We start from the raw sequence: 20,364 nt of genomic DNA on the forward strand, positions 1-20,364 counted from the left end.
CGGTTAAGCATGGTTGGCTCGCCCGACGAGGAAGGCACCAAGATGGCTCCGGAGCTGGTCGTCCCGCCCGACGGTCCCCGGCGGCTGCGCGTGCGCCGCTCCTGGGTCCGCGCCGGTTTCGTCGCCCTGTTCGGCGTCGCGTTCGGCCTGGGCCTGTGGGGCTTCTGGATCTACCGCACCTCGCCCGACTTCGAGTGGGGCACCAGCGCGTGGGACCTCGTCTACTACTCCGTCCAGCTCTTCGTGCTCGGCGCCGAGGCCACGAACCAGGGCGGTGACCTGCCCTGGCAGCTCCAGACCGCCCGGTTCCTCGCCCCGGTCGCCACCGGCTACGCCGTCTTCGAGGCCGTGCGCTCGCTGTTCGCCGACCAGTTCGTGCTCATGCGCACCCGCCGCATGCGCGGGCACGCGATCGTCGTGGGCCGCGCGCCCGCCGCCGACCTCATCGCGGCGGCGCTCGCGGCCCGGGGAGCAGTCGTCGTGCGCACCGCGACCGGCGACGCCGCCTCGCTGCGCAACGCCGGCGTGGCGGGCGCCGCCGTCCTGTACGCCTGCGAGGCCGAGGACGACGAACCCGGCGTCAACGTGCTCACCGTCGCCGTGGCCAGCCGCGCGGACCGGCCCGCCGACCTGCCAGGCCTGCGCCTGAACGCGCACGTCAGCGACCCGGAGCTGGCCCTCGCCCTGCAGGCACGGCACCTGAGCCATCCCCAGCCGGGCGTCGACTTCTTCACGCTCGGCGAGCTCGTGGCGCGGTCCCTGGTGCGGCGCGACCGGGCCGTCGCGCGCGGCACCGCGCCGCACATCTCCGTCGTCGGGCACGGGACGTTCGGCCGGGCGCTGGTCGTGGCGTTCGCGCGCCTGCGGAGCGTCGAGATCGCGTCCGGCGGCGAACCGCTCACGGTGACCCTGGTCGGGCCGGGCGCGTGGGAGGCCGCCGCGGCGCTGCGTGCCCGCTGGCCCTCCGTGAGCGCCGCGTGCCGGCTGGTCCCCGTGGACACGTTCGCGCAGGTCCGGTCGGTGGGCACACCCCAGCGTGTCTACGTGTGCCACGACGACGACGGTGACGCGCTCCGCGAGGCGCTGCGCGACAGCGACCTCTGGCGCGCGAGCGAAGGCGCCGTCGTGCTGCGCCTGAACCGGCTCGCCGGGCTGGGCGGGCTCTTCGGCGCGCACGACGGCGCCATCCTCGACGACCTCGCGGGTCGCCTCGACGTCGTGGAGCCCGGCACGCTGCTGCGCCGGGCGACGGCGCCGGGCGCCCTGGTGCACGACGACGTCTACGACCTCATGGCCGTCTCCGCGCACCTGACCTACCTGCGCAACCAGCGTGCCCGGGGCGTGCCCTGGCAGAGCACGCCCGCGATGGTCTCGTGGGCGGAGCTGTCGGAGGACCTACGGGCCGCGAACCGCGCCCAGGTCCGCGCGATCCCGGACCGCCTGCGCCAGATGGGCTGCACCGTGGTGCCCGCCGGCAGCGCGGAGCACGGCCGGATCCCGGAGCCCGTCGTGGACGCGCGCGCCGTCGACGAGCACGACCGCTGGATGGCCGAGAAGGTCGCCGCGGGCTGGACCTACGGCCCCGAGCGCGACGACGCCCGCCGGCTGCACCCGGACCTGCGGCCCTGGGCCGACCTCTCGGAGGCCGACCGCGAGAAGGACCGCGCGGCGATCCGGGCCATTCCGGTGATCCTGGCCGACTTCGGCCTGCACGTGGTGCCGCTCGACGACGACGCCGGGTGGGAGGCCGCGGACGCCCCCGTGCCCGACCCGCGCGGCGTGGTGCGCGGCTGGCGGATGTTCGGCCGCGGCCGGTCCGAGCAGCCGGGCGAGGGCTGACAGGATGGGCCCATGCGAAGCGTCACCCTTCTGGGCTCCACCGGTTCCATCGGCACGCAGGCCATCGACGTCATCGGGCGCAACCCCGAGCGGTTCCGCGTGGACGCCCTGTCCGCGGGCGGCTCGGACCTCCGGCTGCTCGCGAGCCAGGCGGCCATGCTCCACGTGCGCACCGTCGCGGTCGCCGACCCGGCCGCGGGCCCCGCGCTGACCACGCTCCTGCGCGAGGCGGGGGCCGGGGACGTCGAGGTGCTCACCGGACCCGAGGCCGCCACCGAGGTGGCCGGCCGGGGCAGCGACGTGGTGCTCAACGGCATCACCGGCTCGGTCGGGCTGCGCCCCACCCTGGCCGCGCTGGCCGCGGACTCGACCCTGGCGCTGGCGAACAAGGAGTCGCTCGTGGTGGGTGGCGCCCTGGTCAAGGCCGCCGTGCGGCGCGAGGGCCAGATCGTGCCCGTGGACTCGGAGCACTCCGCGATCGCGCAGTCGCTGCGCTCGGGTGCGTCGTCCGAGGTGCGCAAGCTCGTGGTGACCGCCAGCGGCGGGCCGTTCCGCGGCCGGCCGCGCGCCGAGCTGCGCGACGTGACGCCCGCCCAGGCGCTGCGCCACCCCAACTTCGCGATGGGCCGCGTGGTCACCACCAACTCGGCGACCCTGGTCAACAAGGGGCTCGAGGTGATCGAGGCGCACCTCCTGTTCGACCTGCCGTTCAGCGCCATCGACGTGGTGGTGCACCCGCAGCAGATGATCCACTCCATGGTCGAGTTCGTCGACGGCTCCACGATCGCGCAGGCCGGGCCGCCGCGGATGCTCGTGCCGATCGCGCTCGGCCTGTCCTGGCCGGACCGGCTGCCGGACGTCGACGTCGGCATCGACTGGACGCAGGCCGCGAGCTGGGAGTTCCTGCCCCTGGACGACGATGCGTTCCCCGCCGTGCGACTGGCGCGCCAGGTCGGCGAGGCCGGCGGCACCCACCCCGCCGTGTACAACGCCGCGAACGAGGTGTGCGTGGACGCGTTCCACGACGGGACGATCGGGTTCCTCGACATCGTCGACACCGTGGCCGCCGTCGTCGAGGCGCACGCGACCACCGGGGCGGGCGACGCGGGCTCGGTCGAGGGTGTCCTGGAGGCCGACGCCTGGGCCCGGGCGCGTGCGGCGGAGATCCTGAAGTCGGTCTGATGCTGGAGCCGGCCGGCCGTCCGGCCCGGTCCTGCTGGGGCTGGTCGTCCGGCTGGCCTGATCCCGCTGCGCCCGATCCCCTTTGAGGCCTAAGTTTCTTCGCTTTCGGACTCCTCAAAGCAAAGAAACTTAGGCCTCAAAGGGGATCTCCCGGGCCCACCCCGGCTCAGCGGGTCGCGAAGCCGTGGTGCACCGGCCCGTGGCCCCGCCACGGTCCCGGTGCGGTCCCGGTGCCGCCCACGACCAGGTCGTCCGCGGCACGCAGCGCCCCGGTGAGGTACTCCTTGGCGGCCCGGACGGCCGGTTCCCAGCCGTCGTGCACCGGCCGCAGGACGGCGCAGGCCGAGCTCAGCGTGCAGCCCGTGCCGTGGGTGTTCCGGGTCGGCACACGGGGCGCGGTCAGAGCGACGACGCCGTCCACGCCGGGGCCCGCGAGGTGGTCGACCGACTCGGCCGAGTCGAGGTGCCCGCCCTTGACCAGCGCACACCCTGCCCCGAGCGCGCTCAGCGCCCGGGCCTGGTCCGCCGCCTCACGGCCGTCGCGGGCCGGTTCGACGCCGAGCAGCACGGCGGCCTCGGGCAGGTTGGGCGTGACGAGGTCAGCCAGGGGGAGCAGCTCGTCGCGGAGCACGGCCTCGGCGTCGGGCGCCAGCAGCCGGTCGCCCGACGTCGCGACCATCACCGGGTCGAGCACCACGAACGGCGCCCGCCCGACGGCCCGCAGGTCACGCACGACGGCGGCGACCGCCCCGGCGACGGCGGCGTCCGTCGTCATGCCGATCTTGATCGTGTCCACGGCGACGTCGGCGAACAGCGTGTCGAGCTGCGCGCGCACCATGTCGGCGGGCACCGGGTGCACCCGCGTCACGCCGGTCGTCGACTGCGCCGTCAGTCCCGTGAGCACCGCGCAGCCGTAGCCGCCGAGCGCCGCGAAGGTCTTCAGGTCGGCCTGGATCCCTGCGCCGCCGGACGGGTCCGACCCGGCGATCGTCAGCGCCACGACCGGATGCCCCGGCGGCCGGGTGCGCGGTCCGGCGTCGGGCGTGGAGCGGGTACGTGCTTCCGCGGACGGCGCACTGTGCTGCGCGGTCATGCGGCTGGTCCCGTCGGCGTGCCGGGCCGAGCGGTGGGCGCACGTTCGCCCCTCGGGCCGCCGCCCGGGTCCGAGCCGCCGCGGACCGAGGCCCACGCCCGCGCGATCTCCCGGGCTGCGGCGGCCGGGTCCGGCCGCCCGCAGACGGCGGACACGACGGCGCTCCCGGCTGCCCCCGCCGCGTGCAGCGCGGCGACGTCGGCGGCCCGCAACCCGCCGATCGCCACGCAGGGGAACGCCGAGGCGGCTGTGACGACGCCGAGCCGCGCGAAGCCGATCGCCGCGCGGGCGTCGGTCTTGGTCAGGGTGGGCCGCACCGGCCCGACGCCCAGCAGGTCCACCGTGCCGGCGGGCAGGTCCGCGACCGCCCGCGCCTCCTCCGGCGTGCTCACGCTGAGCCCGAGGTGCCGGTCCGGGCCCAGGAGCCGGCGCGCCGAGACGGGGTCCAGGTCGCGCTGGCCCACGTGGGCGCCGTCGGCGTCGATCGCGAGCGCGACGTCGACCCGGTCGTCGACGACCAGCGGCACCCCGAGCGGCCGGAGCAGCGCGACCAGCGCGCGGCCGAGGTCCACGAGCTCGCGCGTGCTCGCCGCCGGGTCGCGGAGCTGGACGGCGGTGATGCCGCCGTCGACCGCCGCGCCGACCGTGGCGACGACCCCCGTGGGGCCGCCGCACTGCTGGGTGTCGGTGACCAGGTAGACGGACGGGTCGAGGCGGATCCGGGCGCTCACGCGCCGGCCCGCGCGACCGTGGTCGGGGAAGACCCCGCCGTGGACTCGTCCACCAGCCCGGCGCCGAACCCGACCGTCTCGGGGTCGACGTCGAACACGCGGTCCACCAGCTCGACGGCGAAGCTGCCGGGCGTCGCCGACGTCGTGCGGTCCGCGGCGACGCAGAGCCAGGCCGTGGCGGCCGTCGCGGCGAGCAGCCGGTCCTCGGTGACGGCGGCGCACGCCGCGACCAGCGCGCCGAGCGAGCAGCCGACCCCGGTCACGCGCGTCATCAGGGAGCTGCCCGCCCGGACGCGGACGACGCGCTCACCGTCGGTGATCAGGTCGGACGCGCCGCTCACGGCGATCACGGCACCGGAGGACCGGGCCAGGCCGAGCGCGACGTCCCGCACGCCGTCCGGCGTGTCCAGGGAGTCGACGCCGCGGCCGCCGGCCCCGCCCGCGAGCGCCTGGATCTCGGACGCGTTGCCGCGCACGACGGCAGGGCCGCGGGCGTAGAGCTCGGCGGCGAGCCGCGTGCGCAGCGGGAGCGCGCCGATGGCCACGGGGTCGAGCACCCAGGGCACGCCGGCGGCGGTGGCGCCGTCGACGGCGGCCCGCATGCCGTCGGCCTGGCGGCCCTCGACGGTGCCGAGGTTGATCAGCAGCCCGCCGGCGACGCCGGCCATGATCGGCGCCTCCTCGGGGTCGGCGACCATGGCTGGTGCCGCGCCGGCGGCGAGCAGCATGTTGGCGGTGAAGCCCGTGACCACGACGTTGGTCACGCAGTGCACCAGTGGGGCGGTGTCGCGCACCGCGGTGACGACCGACGCGACGGCGTCGGGCAGGACTGAGCCCATGAGGCGTTCCCTTCGCTAGCACTACCTAGATCAGGTTCCACGGGTGCATCTCAGCCGGGCTGGTGCCCTGCGCCCCGCGCCATTGGGTGCCGACCTTATACGGCTTCGGCGGGTGTCCGGAACCGTCGGTGCGTGCTGGAAGGGGAGGGGTCAGGCCCGGTGCTGCAGCCCGTCGACGAGCAGGTCGAGCATGCGGCGGCCGTGGTCGGGCTCCTCGTCGTTCATGGTCACCGACAGCTTGGACACGGCGTAGAGCAGGTCCTTGGGGCTGGCGACGGCGCGGATGGCGCCGGCCGCGGCGGCGGCGTCGAGCAGGGAGCCGACGGCGGGGCCGAGCCGGCCCATGAAGTACGCGGGCAGCGCGTCGAACGTCGGGTCGCCGGAGTGCAGTGCGGAGGCGAGCCCGCGCTTGGTCGCGAGGAACTCGGTGTACCGGTGGAGCCACTTCTCCAGTGCGACGACGGGTTCGTGGGCGGCGGCCAGGGCGGGGGCGGCGTCGGCGGTGGCGTCGACCTCGGCCTGGAAGACGGCCTTGACCAGGTCGGACCGCTTGGGGAAGTGGCGGTAGAGCGTGCCGACGCCGACGCCCGCGAGGTCGGCGATCTCCTTCGCGGGCGCGTCCACGCCGGACGTGCCGAAGACCTGCTTGGCGGCGTCGAGCAGCGCGCCGATGTTGCGCTGCGCGTCGCGGCGCAGGGGGCGCTGCTCTGTGTGCTGGGTCACTTCTCTCCCGATCCGTTGCTAACCGGAACGCCTTTCCATATAGTTCTGGAAGAGCGTTCCGCTTAGTTCCAGACTACGGCATCGCGGGTGCGCTCACCAGACCTCTCGACCCCAGGAGGGCCCCATGCAGTACCGCAACCTCGGCCGGACCGGCATCAAGGTCAGCCCCTACGCGCTCGGCGCGATGATGTTCGGCGCGATCGGCAACCCCGACCACGACGAGTCGGTCAAGATCATCCACAAGGCGCTCGACGCGGGCATCAACTTCATCGACACGGCCGACGCCTACTCACGGGGCGAGTCCGAGGAGATCGTGGGCAAGGCGCTCAAGGGCCGGCGCGACGACGTCGTCCTGGCCACCAAGGTGCACCTGCCCATGAGCGACGACCCCAACCACCGCGGCAACTCCCGGCGCTGGATCATCGCCGAGGTCGAGAACTCGCTGCGCCGCCTCGGCACGGACCACATCGACCTGTACCAGATCCACCGTCCCGACCCCGACACCGACGTGGAGGACACGCTCGCGGCGCTGACCTACCTGATCAACTCGGGCAAGGTGCGCGCCATCGGCTCGTCCACCATGCCCGCCGCCGACATCGTCCAGGCGCAGTGGGTCGCCGAGCGGCGCGGCCTGGAGCGGTTCCGCACCGAGCAGCCGCCGTACTCGATCCTGAACCGCGGCATCGAGCGCGACGTGCTGCCGGTGGCCCAGCAGTACGGCATGGGCACGCTGGTCTGGAGCCCGCTCGCCGGCGGCATGCTCACCGGCCGGTACCGCAAGGGGCGGGCCAGCGACGCGCACCGGGCGCAGTTCGGCTTCAAGCACCTCCAGGACGAGCAGCGCCTCGACGTCGTCGAGCAGCTCATCCCCGTCGCCGAGGAGGCCGGCATGCCGCTGAACCATCTCGCGATGGCGTTCGCGATCGCGCACCCGGGCGTCACCTCCGCGATCATCGGACCGCGCACCATGGAGCACCTCGACAGCGCGCTCGCCGGCGCCGAGGTCAGCCTGAGCGACGAGATCCTCGACCGGATCGACGCCATCGTGCCGCCGGGAACCGACGTCGGCCGCCTGGACGCGGCCTACGACCCGCCCGCGATCCTGCAGCCCACCCTGCGCCGCCGCCCGGCGGAGCAGCGCGCGGCGGCGGCCTGACCCAGCCGGGCTGCGCCCGCTGCGTCCGCTGGTGCGCTTCTACCCAGCCATTACGCCCAAAAGACACGTCAGTTTCGGGCCTGATAGCTGAGTAGAAGCGCACCTCGCGGGCGGACCGCTAGAGTTCAGCACATCTGTCCGGTTTGCGGTGATGGATGTGGGGTCGTGGTGACGAAGACATGGAACCCCGAGATTCGCGCTCGGCGGATCCCAGGGCCATCGGTCCGTACTGTCTCGGTCATCGGTCTGTTCTCGGTGCTCGTCCTTCTGATCAGTGTTGTCTTCTTCCTGATCGTTGTCTTCTTCATCGCGGCCTCGACCGCTGCTCCGGACACGACTCCTGTCGTGCTGAAGACCTTCGCAGCGCTTACCGGGGCAACAGTGCTCGTGGCGTCCACCTGCGACCTCTGGGTGCGCTACGGTCTCCAGGCGGCAGAGTTGCGCGCCGGGTACACGACCGCGTACCGGACGCCGGACCGGGTTCCGTACGTCGATCCTCGGAGCAACCGGGTCATCCGCCTGGCCGGCGAGCCCGAGCTCGACCGGGACGAGCACCGACGTCGGCTCGCCCTGGCCCGGGAGGCCGCGCGGCGGGACAAGGAGGTCCGCCGTCTGCGAGGCGCACCGCCGGAGCCGGAACCGAGCGACTGGGCCGCCGTCATCCGGGATGCCGACGGCACACCGCTGGCCGACGGTGACACCGTGATCGTCTTCAAGAAGCTCACCGGCAAGGGTCCGTCCGCCGTCGTGCCGGCCGGCACGCGGCTGCGGAACATCCGGCTGCGTCACGAAGCCGCCGACGACCGCCTCGTGGGTGCCGTCGCGCGCGGCGTGGGGCCGGTCCGCCTGCGGCCCACCGCCGTCCGGAAGTCCTGACACGAGAGGTGACCCCGAAGGTGCGCTTCTACCCAGCCATTACGCCCAAGAAACACGTCAGTTTCGGGCCTGATAGCTGGGTAGAAGCGCACCTCGCGGGCGGGCCGGGCGGAGCGCCCGCGGCGTCGCCGAGCGCTCCGCACAACCCGTCACAGCCGCGTCCACGCCTCGCTCAGCACCCCGCGCAGGATCTGCTCGATCTCGTCGAACTCCGGCTGCCCGATCGTCAGGGGCGGTGCGAGCTGCACCACCGGGTCCCCACGGTCGTCGGCGCGGCAGTACAGCCCCGCCTCGAACAGCGCCGGGGTGAGGAACCCGCGCAGCAGGCGCTCGGCGTCGTCGCCCGAGAAGGTCTCCCGCGTGACCTTGTCCCGGACGAGCTCGATCGCGTAGAAGTACCCGGCCCCGCGCACGTCGCCCACGATCGGCAGGTCGTACAGCCGCTCCAGGGTGGACCGGAACGCGGGCGCGTTCTCCTTGACCCGTCCCGTCAGGTCCTCCTGGTCGAACAGGTCGAGGTTCGCCATCGCCACCGAGGCTGAGACCGGGTGCCCGCCGAACGTGTACCCGTGGGCGAAGGTCGTCGAACCGTGGGCGAACGGCTCGTACACCCGGTCGGAGACCAGGCAGGCGCCGATCGGCGAGTAGCCCGACGCCATGCCCTTCGCGCACGTGACCATGTCGGGCACGTAGCCGAAGTCGTCGCACGCGAAGATCGAGCCGGTCCGGCCGAACGCGCAGATCACCTCGTCGGAGACGAGCAGCACGTCGTGCCGGTCGCAGATCTCGCGCACCCGCTCGAAGTAACCCGGTGGGGGCGGGAAACAGCCGCCCGCGTTCTGCACGGGCTCCAGGAAGACGGCGGCCACCGAGTCCGGGCCCTCCGTCTCGATGAGCACCTCGATCTGGTCGGCGGCCCACCGGCCGAACGCCTTCGGGTCGTCGCGCAGGTCCTCGGACGCCCGGTAGATGTCGGTGTTCGGCACCTTGAACGCGCCCGGCACCAGCGGCTCGAACGGCGCCTTGAGCCCCGGCAGGCCCGTCACGGACAGCGCGCCGTGCGTGGTGCCGTGGTAGGCGATGTTCCGGGAGATCACCTTGTGCTTGCCCGGCCTGCCCTGCAGCTTCCAGTACTGCTTGGCCAGCTTGAACGCCGTCTCCACGGCCTCGGAGCCGCCGGTCGTGAAGAACACGCGGTTCAGGTCGCCCGGTGCCAGGTCGGCCAGCCGTTCGGCCAGGTCGATGGCCGGCGGGTGCGCGAACGACCACAGCGGGAAGTAGGCCAGCTCGCCCGCCTGCTTGGCCGCCGCCTCGGCGAGCGCCCGGCGGCCGTGCCCGACCTGGACCACGAACAGCCCCGACAGTCCGTCGATGTACCGGCGGCCGGCCGCGTCCCAGACGTGGTGGCCCTCGCCGCGCACCAGCGTCGGCACCCCGGCATCCCAGGCGGACTGCCGCGTGAAATGGCCCCAGAGGTGCCGCCGGGCGGCGTCGTCGCGCGGGGTGCCGCGTGGTGTGACGTGCGCCTCGCCAGGGGTGGGCGCAGGGGATCCGGTCATGGAAGTCTCCCGTCGTAGCGGCCGACCCGACCAGGCTACGTGTCAGACGTTCAGGTCACCCGAGGGGCCTGCGGGTCTGACGCGTGCGGGCAGATGGTCACCGGCGGCTCGTCCAGCTGAAGACCGCCCAGCCCGTCACCAGCGCACCCACCGTGACCAGCGCGGTGGCCGTGACCGCCTGGATCGGACCGATCAGCGACGCGTCCAGCGCCACCTGGACCGTGCCGATCAGGGCGTAGACACCGGCGAACACCGTGATGGCCGACAGCGTGCCGTCCATCAGCCGGCGGCGGGAGCGCTCGCGGCGCGCCTCGGCCGCCCGCTCGCGGTCGTTGTGCAGGCGTTCGAGCGCGGCGAGGCGTGCCGCGATGGGTTCCTGGAGCAGCTCGCGCAGCCGCTCGGTGACCCCGGCGGCCTGCTGCTCGAACCGCGAGGCGTGCAGCAGCTGGTTCAGCATGCGCGACTCCAGCGCGGACGCGAGGAACGTGGGCGAGGTGATGGTGGTCAGCGTGGTGCGCACCTCGGACGCGAACTCGTGCAGCCGCAGCTGCTCGCGGGTGAGCCCCTCCTTGCGGGCGGCCAGGTCGGCGCCGTTGTTCACGTCGTGGTCGGCGAGCATGGCCGCGACGGTGCGCAGGTGGTCGGCCAGCGTGGCGTTCCAGGCGCTGAACAGTCCGTTGAGGCTGGCCACGAACTCGGCGAGCGACCCGTACTGGGAGATCTTGAAGTGCGCCGTGCCGACCAGCGCCACGGTGGTCGAGTTGGTGGCCACCGCCACGACGTCGCCCAGGTGCCGCACCCCCTCCAGCAGCACGGGGTTGCGCTGGGGCAGCGTCCAGTCGCACAGCGTGGCCGTGCCGTACGACACGGGCTGCAGCAGCACCTGCGAGCCGAACGCGGCCAGCATCTCGTCACCCATGGAGACCGGCGTGCGTCGTTCCGGCGGCGCCGCCGGGCCGCGTCCCCGGCTCGCCTCGTAGACGGTGGTGACCACGTGCGCTCGTCCCTGGGCGATCTCGGTGCCCTCGCGGACCAGGTCCGCCGTCGCGCGCTGGAGCAGGTCGGCCAGGTCGAAGAGGCGTTCGGGCGGCAGGGCGCCTCCAGGGTCGACGTCGACGGGCGAGCCGTCCAGCGCGATCCACCGCACCCGGATGTCGGCGTGCAGGTTGGACAGCCGGAACCGAGCGTCGCGGACCTGCTGCGGCGACTGGTCGCGCGAGGAGTAGCGGAACCGCACGTAGTGGTTACCGAACTCGGTGAACCGCACGTCGCAGGACAGCTCGGCGATGAACGTCCCGTCGGGCTGCTCCAGACGGACATTGGGCATCGACAGCGACGCGCCGCCGTAGGGGCGTGCCGCCCGGTCCACGCTCGCCCAGACGTCGTCCATCTTGAGGCGGCCGCGCACGGCGAAGGCCTGGACGCCGAGCAGCTCGGGGCGCTCGTCGCGGTGTGCGAGCCGCCGGATCGCCGTGACCGCGGCGGCCGGACGCACGTCGCGCAGCCCGAACGGGTAGATGTAGACGGTCCGCAGCCGGTCGAGGGTGAGCCAGGTCGAGTCGAGGTTGCGGTGCAGCTGCGTCAGGTGCATCCGGTAGGAGCGCAGCTCGCTGGCCAGGATGTAGTTCAGGTGCCGGTCGGTCTCGGCGGCGCGCAGGCCGTCGAGCGCAGGGCCGAGCCGCGCGGGCTCGCCCGCCATCGCCTCGGACGCCGCCCGGGCCGCCTCGGCCAGCGCGCGGAAGTACCGGATGCGGGTCACGGCCTGCGGCACCAGCGCGCGCCGGAACGGCGACGTCGGGTCGGGGATCGCGCGCGCTGCCCGCAGCAGCTCCCCGCAGCGTTCCCCGGCGCGGCCGGCGGCGTCCGCCACACGGTCGAGGTCGCCCGCGCTGCGCGCGGCAGCCGTGTGCATCTGGGTGATGAGGGTGCGCAGCAGCACGGCGACGGCGTCGCCCTCGGCCCGGCAGACGTCGTCGGGCGCGTCCTCCCGGCACGTCTCCCAGGTCTCGACGAAGGCCCTCAGCGGCACGATGATGCGGCCGTGCCGGAACGTGTACTGCAGCGCGTCACCGGCCTGCGACCACAGGTACACGCCCAGCAGTGCGGCGGCCCGCGGCCGGCCGGTCACCGCCCTCAGCGCGGCGGCGGTCTGCGGGCCGCGCGGGTCGCCCGGCACGGGGTGGCGGCGGTTGGGCGCGTCGCCGTCATCGCCCATGTTCCAGCGCGAGGCCGCCCAGATCTCGCTGACGTCCACGCCGATCTCGCGTAGCTGCCGGGCCACGCGGGAGTCGCCGTCCGCGGCGGACCAGGCCTCGGTCTGGAAGATCGAGGTCAGGCTCTCCGCGAGGGAGGCCGGGCCGTGGGCGTGCAGGTCCCGGAACCCCGGGACAGACGAAACCGACATGTCGTCAGGTTAATGATCGGTAACCAGAGTTTCAAGGAATGACCATGTTCTCGCCGCGAGGTGAACGTCGGGTGGCCGTACCGGGGGGAGCCGTGCGCGCCCCGTCAGGCTGTCAGCCAGGTGTCGTAGTCTCGGTCCCGTGAGCATCGTTCCGCACATCGTTGGTGTGCTCGTCCTGCTGGTCGGCGTCCTCGTCTCCGTCGGCCTGCACGAGCTGGGACACATGATCCCGGCCAAGAAGTTCGGCGTCCGCGTGAGCCAGTACATGGTGGGCTTCGGCCCCACCCTCTGGTCGCGCACCAAGGGCGAGACCGAGTACGGCGTCAAGGCCATCCCGCTCGGCGGTTTCGTGCGCCTGGTCGGCATGATGCCGCCCGCCCCCGAGGGCACGCCGCGCAAGAAGGGCTTCTGGAACGAGCTCGTGGCGGACGCGCGCGACGCGTCGGTCGCCGAGGTGCGGCCCGGTGAGGAGCACCGCGCCTTCTACAACCTCTCCACGCCCAAGAAGCTCGTGGTCATGTTCGGTGGGCCGTTCATGAACCTCGTGATCGCCACGTTCCTCATGGCGGTCATCCTGATCGGCTACGGCCTGCCCGCCGTCTCGACCACGGTCGCGCAGCTCTCCGAGTGCGTCCCGGCGTCCGCGACGTCAGGCGCCGCCGGTGACGACTGCGAGGGCCGGCCCGCCGCGCCCGCCGCCGCGGCCGGGCTCCGGCCGGGCGACGAGGTGGTCTCGTTCGGCGGCACCGAGGTGACCGGCTGGCAGCAGCTGGTCGGCCTCATCAACGACTCCGCGGGCCGCGAGTCCGACGTCGTGGTGCTCCGTGACGGCGAGCGCGTCACGCTCGAGGTCACCCCCGCCGAGACCGAGCGCCCCGTCGTCGACGAGCAGGGCGCCGCCGTCCTGGGTGCCGACGGCGAGCCGCTCACCGAGCCGGGCGGGTTCGTGGGCTTCTCCCCGCTCCAGGTCCGCGAACCCCAGCCCATCTCCCGCGTGCTGCCCGAAGTCGGCAACATGACGTGGCAGACGGCGACCATGGTGGCCACCCTCCCGGTCCGGGTGGCCGACGCCGCCACCCAGGCCTTCACCTCCGAGGAGCGCTCGCAGGACTCGGTGCAGTCCATGGTGGGCGTCGCGCGCATCAGCGGCCAGATCATGGCGCTGGACGAGGCGATCCTCGACCGCGTGATGATCTACCTGAGCCTGCTCGCCAGCCTGAACATCGCGCTGTTCGTCTTCAACCTCATCCCGCTGCTGCCGCTCGACGGCGGGCACCTGGTCAACGCCCTCTACGAAGGCGGCAAGCGCACGGTCGCCCGGGTGCGCGGGGCGGCGGTCCTGCCCGGCCCGGCCGACGTCGCCCGCATGACCCCCGTGGCCTACGTGGTCTTCCTCGTCCTGCTCGGGGTGGGCGGCGTGCTCATCGTGGCGGACCTGGTGGATCCCGTGCGAATCACGTGACGCCGCGCACGAAGTACGTTTTGACCCCTTCGAAGAGTGGATACTTGAGTTCGTGACCGCAATCAGCCTCGGCATGCCAGCAGCACCCCCGCCGGTCCTCGCCCCTCGCCGCAAGACCCGCAAGATCAAGGTCGGCAAGGTCGACGTGGGCGGTGACGCACCCATCAGCGTGCAGTCGATGACCACCACGCCCACCACCGACATCAACGCGACCCTCCAGCAGATCGCAGAGCTCACCACGGCGGGCTGCGACATCGTGCGCGTCGCCGTCCCGAGCGCCGACGACGCGGAGGCGCTGCCGATCATCGCGAAGAAGTCGCAGATCCCCGTGATCGCGGACATCCACTTCCAGCCCAAGTACGTGTATGCCGCGATCGACGCCGGCTGCGCCGCCGTCCGCGTCAACCCGGGCAACATCCGCAAGTTCGACGACCAGGTCAAGCAGATCGCGGCCGCCGCGAAGGACGCCGGCGTCTCGCTGCGCATCGGCGTCAACGCCGGCTCGCTCGACAAGCGCATCCTGGAGAAGTACGGCAAGCCCACCCCGGAGGCCCTGGTGGAGTCGGCCGTGTGGGAGGCCAGCCTCTTCGAGGAGCACGACTTCCACGACTTCAAGATCTCGGTCAAGCACAACGACCCCGTGGTCATGGTGCGCGCCTACGAGCTGCTCTCCGAGCGCGGCGACTGGCCCCTGCACCTCGGTGTCACCGAGGCCGGCCCCGCCTTCCAGGGCACCATCAAGTCGGCCACCGCGTTCGGCGCCCTGCTCAGCAAGGGCATCGGCGACACGATCCGCGTCTCCCTCTCGGCCCCGCCGGTCGAGGAGGTCAAGGTCGGCAACCAGATCCTGCAGGCGCTCAACCTGCGCCCCCGCAAGCTCGAGATCGTGTCCTGCCCGTCGTGCGGTCGCGCCCAGGTGGACGTGTACACGCTCGCCGAGAAGGTCACGGCCGGCCTGGAGGGCATGACCGTTCCGCTGCGCGTCGCCGTCATGGGCTGCGTCGTCAACGGCCCGGGCGAGGCCCGCGAGGCCGACCTCGGTGTGGCGTCCGGCAACGGTAAGGGCCAGATCTTCGTCAAGGGCGAGGTCATCAAGACCGTCCCCGAGGCGATGATCGTCGAGACGCTCATCGAAGAGGCGATGCGGATCGCGGATGAGATGCCCACGCCGGAGAATGAGGCACAGGCCGGTTCGCCGGTCGTCTCGGTCGGCTGAGCCGCGTCGGATCCCAGGCTCGGGCGATACTGAAGGGTCAGACTCGAACGGAGCAAGGCATGTCTCGGTGGCGCACCCCGGTTCCGGCCGGGGCGCGCCCTGACGGGCCGCACGAACCGGGCGAACGGGACATTCGCGCGGACGGCACCGGCGAGGTGGTCGCCCGGGCGCTGACCCGGAACGACCTGCCGCAGGCGCTGGCGGTCTGCGCCCTGGATCCCGTCGCCTCGGTCCTCGCCACCGCCCGGCTGGAGATCGCGTTCCGCTCCGGGTTCGGTGCCGCGGCAGGCCAGGCGTGGGGGTTCCCCGCCGTCGGCCCGCTGGAGGCGGTCTGCTGGTCCGGCGCCAACCTGGTGCCCGTGGTCCCGATCCCCGATCCCGCCCGCCGCGCCGAGGCGATCGCCGCCTTCACGACCGTCGCCCGGCTCTACGGGCGGCGGTCGTCGTCGATCGTGGGGGAGCAGCGGGCGGCGCTCGGGCTGTGGGAGCGGCTGTCCCCGTACTGGCCCCCGGCCCGTGATGTGCGCGCCGACCAGCCGTCGATGGCCATCGGCACCGCGCCCGCCGTGCCGGCCGAGCCCACGGTCCGCCGTTCCGTGCCGGCCGAGCTGGACCTCGTGCTGCCCGCCTGCGTACGCATGTTCACCGAGGAGGTCGGCTACTCGCCGATCGCCTCGGGCGGCTCCGCCTACGCGGAGCGGGTGCGCTCGCTCATCACCGAGGGCCGGTCGTTCGTCCGCCTCGTGCCCGATGGCGACGGGCGGCCCGCCGTCGGCTTCAAGGCCGAGCTCGGCGCCGTGGCCGGCGGGGTCGCCCAGGTGCAGGGCGTCTGGGTCGAGCCGGCGTTCCGCGGCCGTGGCTGGTCCGAGTCGGGCATGGCGGCAGTGGTCGACGCCACCCGCGCCACCGTCGCGCCGATCGTGTCGCTCTACGTGAACGCCTACAACGAGCGCGCCGTGGCGGCCTACCGGCGTGTCGGCTTCGAGCAGGTCGGCACGTTCGCGACGGTCCTGTTCTGACTTCTCGCCGGCTGACCCTCCCCTTCGAGGCCTAAGTTTCTTCGCTTTCGCGCGCCGCAAAGCGAAGAAACTTGGGCCTCGAAGAAGAAGTAGGCGAGCGCTGACCGGGGACCCGGACCGCCGCCGGCGACGCCGGTCAGCGCAGCAGTTTGGACATCCGGCGGTCCGCCAGCGGTTTACCGCCCGTCTGGCACGTCGGGCAGTACTGCATCGACCGGTCCGCGAACGACACCTCGTGCACCGTGTCGCCGCACGGCGTCCCGTCCCACCCCGGGCAGGGCTGACCCGTGCGGCCGTGCACCCGCATCCCCGCGCGCTTGGCGTCCTTGAGCTCCTTGGCCGGCTTGCCGGACGCCGCCGCGATCGCCTCCGTGAGCACGTCGCCGATGGCGGTGTGCAGCCGGGCGGTCTCCTCGGGCGTGAACGACCCCGTCAGCTTGTACGGGCTGAACCGGCCCACGAGCAGGATCTCGTCGCTGTAGGCGTTGCCGATGCCAGCGATGGCGCGCTGGTCCCGCAGGAGGCCCTTGACCTGCTGGTTCTTCGCCGCCAGCAGCCCGGCGAGCACCTCGGTCGTGAACCCGGGGTCGAGCGGTTCCACGCCCAGGGAGGCGATCATCTCGATCTCGGCAGGGTCGCGGACCACGTGCACGGCGAGCCGCTTGCGCGTGCCCGCCTCGGTCAGGTCGAAGCCGGAGCCGTCGTCCAGTCGCACGCGCAGCGCGAGCACGGCGCCCCGGCTGGAACCGCCCAGCGACGGCCTGACCGGTGTGGTGGGCAGGGCGTCCGACCAGCGTACCCAGCCGCCGCGCGAGAGATGGAAGACCAGGTGGAGCGGGGCGCCGTCGGCCTCCGAGCCGGCGGGTGAGACCTCAAGGTCCAGCCACTTGCCGTGCCGGGCGACGTCCGACACCCGGCCTCCGGCGAGCGCCGCGGGCTGCGGGTCGAACGTCTTGAGCGCCGCGATCGAGCCCACCTCCACCGCGCTGACCGTGCGTCCCGCGGTCCGCGCGCGCAGGAAGTCGGCGAGCGCGGCGACCTCGGGCAGCTCCGGCATGGCCTCATCCTCCGAGACTTCGCGGCGCACGGCAAGGCGTGCACCACTAATTCCGGGCGAGCCGCAGGGCCCCGCGCGGATAGGCTGTGCCCCATGTCTTCCGCACGCCTCACTCAGGGCGACGTGCTGCGCATGTCGTCCCTCTTCGTCCGTACCCTGCGCGAGGACCCGGCCGAGGCCGAGGTCGCCAGCCACAAGCTCCTCGTGCGGGCCGGGTACATCCGCCGGGCCGCCCCGGGCATCTACTCGTGGCTGCCGCTCGGTCTGCGGGTGCTGGCCAAGATCGAGGCGATCGTCCGCGCGGAGATGGTCGCGATCGGCGGCCAGGAGGTGCACTTCCCGGCGCTGCTGCCGCGGGAGCCCTACGAGGCGACGGGCCGCTGGGAGGAGTACGGCGCCGGCCTGTTCCGGCTCAAGGACCGCAAGGACGCCGACTACCTGCTCGCGCCCACGCACGAGGAGATGTTCGCGCTCCTGGTCAAGGACCTGTACTCGTCGTACAAGGACCTGCCGGTCACGCTCTTCCAGATCCAGACCAAGTACCGCGACGAGGCGCGTCCCCGTGCGGGACTGATCCGCGGGCGCGAGTTCATCATGAAGGACTCGTACTCCTTCGACGTCAAGGACGAGGGCCTGGACGTCAGCTACCAGAAGCACCGCGAGGCGTACGAGAAGATCTTCACGCGCCTCGGCCTGGACTACGTGATCGTGTCCGCCATGTCGGGCGCCATGGGCGGCTCGCGCTCCGAGGAGTTCCTCTCGCCCTCGCCCATCGGCGAGGACACCTTCGTGCGCTCGCCCGGCGGCTACGCCGCCAACGTGGAGGCCGTGGTCACGCCCGTCCCCGAGGCCATCCCGTACGACGACGCCCCCGCCGCGCACGTCGAGGACACGCCCGACACCCCCACGATCGCCACCCTCGTCGCGGTGGCGAACGAGAAGTTCCCGCGTCCCGACCGGCCCTGGACCGCCGCCGACACCCTGAAGAACGTCGTGCTCGCCCTGGCCCAGCCCGACGGCACCCGCGAGCTGGTCGTGGTCGGCCTGCCCGGCGACCGCGAGGTCGACCTCAAGCGCATCGAGGCGGCGCTGACGCCGGCCGAGCCCGAGGCCGCCACCGAGGAGGACTTCAAGAAGTTCCCGCAGCTCGTCAAGGGCTACATCGGACCGCAGGCGCTCGGCCCTCAGGGCGAGCAGATCGAGGGCGAGGACGGCGAGAAGGTCCCGGCCATCCGCTACCTGCTGGACCCCCGCGTGGTACCCGGCACCCGCTGGATCACCGGCGCCAACGAGCCCGGCAAGCACGTGTTCGACCTGGTGGCCGGCCGCGACTTCACGGCCGACGGCACCGTCGAGGCCGCCGAGGTGCGCGCCGGTGACCCGGCGCCCGACGGCTCCGGTCCGCTGGAGCTCGCGCGCGGCATCGAGATGGGCCACATCTTCCAGCTCGGCCGCAAGTACGCGGAGGCCCTGGGCCTGGTCGTGCTCGACGAGAACGGCAAGCAGGCCGTGGTGACCATGGGCTCGTACGGCGTCGGCGTCACGCGCGCCCTGGCCGCGCTGGCCGAGGCCAACCACGACGAGCGCGGCCTGGCGTGGCCGGCCCACGTGGCTCCGGCGCACGTGCACCTGGTCGCGGCGGGCAAGGACGCCGCGGTGTTCGAGGCGGCCGGGAAGATCGCAGACGAGCTCGCGGCCCGCGGCGTCGAGGTGCTCTACGACGACCGGACCGGCAAGGTGTCGCCGGGCGTGAAGTTCAAGGACGCCGAGCTGCTCGGCGCCCCGCTCGTGGTCACCGTCGGCAAGGCCCTCGCCGACGGCGTGGTCGAGGTCCGGCCGCGTGCTGGCGAGGCGGAGCAGTTCCCTGTCGACGGGATCGTGGACGCCGTGGCCGAGAAGGTCGCGGCGCTCCTCGCCTGATTCCCTCCACCGGGCCGGCCCCTCGGCGGGGCCGGCCCGGTGCGTTTCGGGTCGCTAGGCCTGCTCCGGCAGCCCCGGGAACGGGACCGCCGGGGCGCCCCAGCGGGCGGCGGACAGCGTGGAGTCGGTCAGCAGCGCGACCAGGACGGCGCGGGTGCCCGACTCGGCGAGGCCGACCAGGGTCGCGTAGTCCTGCGCGAGGCCGGTCTCCAGGTCGCGGGCCAGGTCCGTCGTCGGCGTCTCCGAACCGGGGACGTCGTACGCGACGCGGCGCGGGTCCTGGTCGGTCCCGTCGACACCGGCGACCAGCGCCCAGGCCTGCGCCCGCGCGCGGTGCAGCGCCGCGCGGTCGTGCGTCCTGGTGCGGGTGTCGCCGCTGGACTGCGCGGCGCGCACCTCGAGCGCGTAGCCCGCGGTGTCCTCGGCCAGGATCAGGGCGCTCAGGTCCTCGGCGGACAGCCCGGTGGGGGCAACGGGGGCCTCGCTCGCGGTGGCCGCCGGGGTCGCGGCGTCGTCGTCGCCCTCGCTGGGCTGCGGGGCGGGGTCGGCGGGCTCGGGGATCTGCGTGGAGGGCAGCGTCGGGCCCTTGACGTCGGTGAGCCGCGCGAGCTCCTGCGCGTGCTGCGTCTGCGACGTCGATATCGAGGCGAGCAGCCGGCCCAGCGGTCCGGACTGCGCCTGGTTCGCGGCGGCCCGGGTGCGCGTGGCCGCGTCGCGCAGGGAGGCGACGACGGCCCGCGGCGTCTGTTCCTGGACATGTGCGGAGGGGGACGCGCCGGAGCCCTCCGACACGAGGTCCCCGAGGCCGGAGTCGTACTCGCCGCCGAGCTGCTCCGCCTGCACGGTCGCGGACTCGGCGATCTCGGTCAGCTCCGACTCGACCGCGGGCTCGACCCCGTCGGTCTCGGCCGCGGCGGTGGCCTGGTCGGCCACGAGCAGCGCGTCGGCCACCGCGGTCCGTCGCAGCACCTCCGCCGCGTCGGGCACCGGCTCGGTCGGCGGCGGTGTCTCGAGCCGCAGCCCGCAACCTGAGAGAATGATCGCGCAGGTCAGGGCCAGCGCGGTCAGGCCAGACCTGCGACGGGTACGGGCCGTTCGGCCGAAGGGGTTCATCGTGGCCGATGATGTCATGTTCCGGAACCCCGTTCGTCGCCGGGCCGATTGCGGTCGGGTCACGAATATCACGTTCTTCGCGAAGTGCCGAGGTCGGAGGCTTCGTTACGCTTGACGCAGACAACAACAGCACATCGGTCGAACCGTTCCGGCTCGAACCGTGCCCCCGCGCATG

Annotated in this window: 16 protein-coding genes and 1 riboswitch; of the genes, 8 read left to right on the forward strand and 8 right to left on the reverse strand. The window is 73.1% G+C overall.

Annotation, left to right across the window (positions count from 1 at the left end):
• Window positions 1-9 precede the first annotated feature (9 nt).
• Both ACH47X_RS02305 and dxr read left to right on the forward strand, forming a co-directional pair.
• Window positions 10-1,839 (forward strand): RyR domain-containing protein, encoded by a 1,830-nt coding sequence (locus tag ACH47X_RS02305; protein WP_397400995.1) that lies wholly within the window; start codon window positions 10-12, stop codon window positions 1,837-1,839.
• A 12-nt stretch (window positions 1,840-1,851) separates the two neighbouring features.
• The gene (gene dxr / locus ACH47X_RS02310; RefSeq protein WP_397400997.1) at window positions 1,852-3,021 is read left to right on the forward strand and encodes a 1-deoxy-D-xylulose-5-phosphate reductoisomerase; all 1,170 of its coding nucleotides are present in this window, start codon (window positions 1,852-1,854) and stop codon (window positions 3,019-3,021) included.
• A 166-nt stretch (window positions 3,022-3,187) separates the two neighbouring features.
• Here the strand turns inward: dxr and thiD are convergent, their stop codons facing one another.
• The 4 genes from thiD to ACH47X_RS02330 all read right to left on the reverse strand — a co-directional run bounded on the left by thiD (window position 3,188) and on the right by ACH47X_RS02330 (window position 6,407).
• Window positions 3,188-4,114, reverse strand: a complete 927-nt coding sequence (thiD, locus tag ACH47X_RS02315) for a bifunctional hydroxymethylpyrimidine kinase/phosphomethylpyrimidine kinase (protein ID WP_397400999.1) — start codon at window positions 4,112-4,114, stop codon at window positions 3,188-3,190.
• A complete protein-coding gene (thiE, locus tag ACH47X_RS02320) occupies window positions 4,111-4,845 on the reverse strand; it encodes a thiamine phosphate synthase (protein ID WP_397401001.1) in 735 nt (244 codons plus the stop codon). Before thiE ends, thiD begins: the two co-directional genes overlap by 4 nt.
• Window positions 4,842-5,684: a hydroxyethylthiazole kinase gene (gene thiM / locus ACH47X_RS02325; protein WP_397401003.1), complete on the reverse strand. Its 843-nt coding sequence runs from the start codon at window positions 5,682-5,684 to the stop codon at window positions 4,842-4,844. The genes thiE and thiM overlap by 4 nt, the downstream gene beginning before the upstream one ends.
• Window positions 5,674-5,771: riboswitch (TPP riboswitch) on the reverse strand. (Overlaps the previous gene by 11 nt.)
• A gap of 63 nt (window positions 5,772-5,834) precedes the next feature.
• Entirely contained in the window at window positions 5,835-6,407 is a 573-nt protein-coding gene (locus tag ACH47X_RS02330; protein ID WP_397401005.1) for a TetR/AcrR family transcriptional regulator, read from the reverse strand.
• A gap of 124 nt (window positions 6,408-6,531) precedes the next feature.
• Between ACH47X_RS02330 and ACH47X_RS02335 the strand changes: the two genes are divergently transcribed.
• Both ACH47X_RS02335 and ACH47X_RS02340 read left to right on the forward strand, forming a co-directional pair.
• Window positions 6,532-7,563: an aldo/keto reductase gene (locus ACH47X_RS02335; RefSeq protein ID WP_397401007.1), complete on the forward strand. Its 1,032-nt coding sequence runs from the start codon at window positions 6,532-6,534 to the stop codon at window positions 7,561-7,563.
• Window positions 7,564-7,818: 255 nt separating this feature from the next.
• Complete coding sequence (locus ACH47X_RS02340) at window positions 7,819-8,439, forward strand: PhnA domain-containing protein (protein WP_397401009.1); 621 nt, start codon at window positions 7,819-7,821, stop codon at window positions 8,437-8,439.
• A gap of 149 nt (window positions 8,440-8,588) precedes the next feature.
• Here ACH47X_RS02340 and ACH47X_RS02345 read toward each other — a convergent pair whose 3' ends face one another.
• Both ACH47X_RS02345 and ACH47X_RS02350 read right to left on the reverse strand, forming a co-directional pair.
• Window positions 8,589-9,998 carry an aspartate aminotransferase family protein gene (locus tag ACH47X_RS02345; protein WP_397401011.1) on the reverse strand — a complete coding sequence of 470 codons (1,410 nt, stop codon included), beginning with the start codon at window positions 9,996-9,998 and terminating at the stop codon, window positions 8,589-8,591.
• A 97-nt stretch (window positions 9,999-10,095) separates the two neighbouring features.
• The gene (locus ACH47X_RS02350) at window positions 10,096-12,402 is read right to left on the reverse strand and encodes a hypothetical protein (RefSeq protein WP_397401013.1); all 2,307 of its coding nucleotides are present in this window, start codon (window positions 12,400-12,402) and stop codon (window positions 10,096-10,098) included.
• 139 nt (window positions 12,403-12,541) lie between these two features.
• Between ACH47X_RS02350 and ACH47X_RS02355 the strand changes: the two genes are divergently transcribed.
• From ACH47X_RS02355 to ACH47X_RS02365, 3 genes are all read left to right on the forward strand, one after another.
• Complete coding sequence (locus tag ACH47X_RS02355; protein ID WP_397401015.1) at window positions 12,542-13,864, forward strand: M50 family metallopeptidase; 1,323 nt, start codon at window positions 12,542-12,544, stop codon at window positions 13,862-13,864.
• 73 nt (window positions 13,865-13,937) lie between these two features.
• Window positions 13,938-15,080, forward strand: coding sequence for a flavodoxin-dependent (E)-4-hydroxy-3-methylbut-2-enyl-diphosphate synthase (gene ispG, locus ACH47X_RS02360; RefSeq protein ID WP_142041930.1), 1,143 nt, complete (start codon window positions 13,938-13,940; stop codon window positions 15,078-15,080).
• A 59-nt stretch (window positions 15,081-15,139) separates the two neighbouring features.
• Entirely contained in the window at window positions 15,140-16,099 is a 960-nt protein-coding gene (locus tag ACH47X_RS02365; RefSeq protein WP_397401017.1) for a GNAT family N-acetyltransferase, read from the forward strand.
• A 136-nt stretch (window positions 16,100-16,235) separates the two neighbouring features.
• Here ACH47X_RS02365 and ACH47X_RS02370 read toward each other — a convergent pair whose 3' ends face one another.
• Window positions 16,236-17,156, reverse strand: a complete 921-nt coding sequence (locus ACH47X_RS02370) for an Fpg/Nei family DNA glycosylase (protein WP_397401019.1) — start codon at window positions 17,154-17,156, stop codon at window positions 16,236-16,238.
• A gap of 93 nt (window positions 17,157-17,249) precedes the next feature.
• Here ACH47X_RS02370 and ACH47X_RS02375 point away from each other — a divergent pair, with 93 nt between their 5' ends.
• Window positions 17,250-19,076, forward strand: coding sequence for a proline--tRNA ligase (locus ACH47X_RS02375; protein ID WP_397401021.1), 1,827 nt, complete (start codon window positions 17,250-17,252; stop codon window positions 19,074-19,076).
• A gap of 54 nt (window positions 19,077-19,130) precedes the next feature.
• Here the strand turns inward: ACH47X_RS02375 and ACH47X_RS02380 are convergent, their stop codons facing one another.
• Window positions 19,131-20,207: a DUF4439 domain-containing protein gene (locus tag ACH47X_RS02380; protein ID WP_397401023.1), complete on the reverse strand. Its 1,077-nt coding sequence runs from the start codon at window positions 20,205-20,207 to the stop codon at window positions 19,131-19,133.
• Between the last annotated feature and the right edge of the window lie 157 nt (window positions 20,208-20,364).

It is taken from the genome of Promicromonospora kroppenstedtii (assembly GCF_044389675.1).
Lineage (GTDB): Bacteria > Actinomycetota > Actinomycetes > Actinomycetales > Cellulomonadaceae > Promicromonospora > Promicromonospora kroppenstedtii.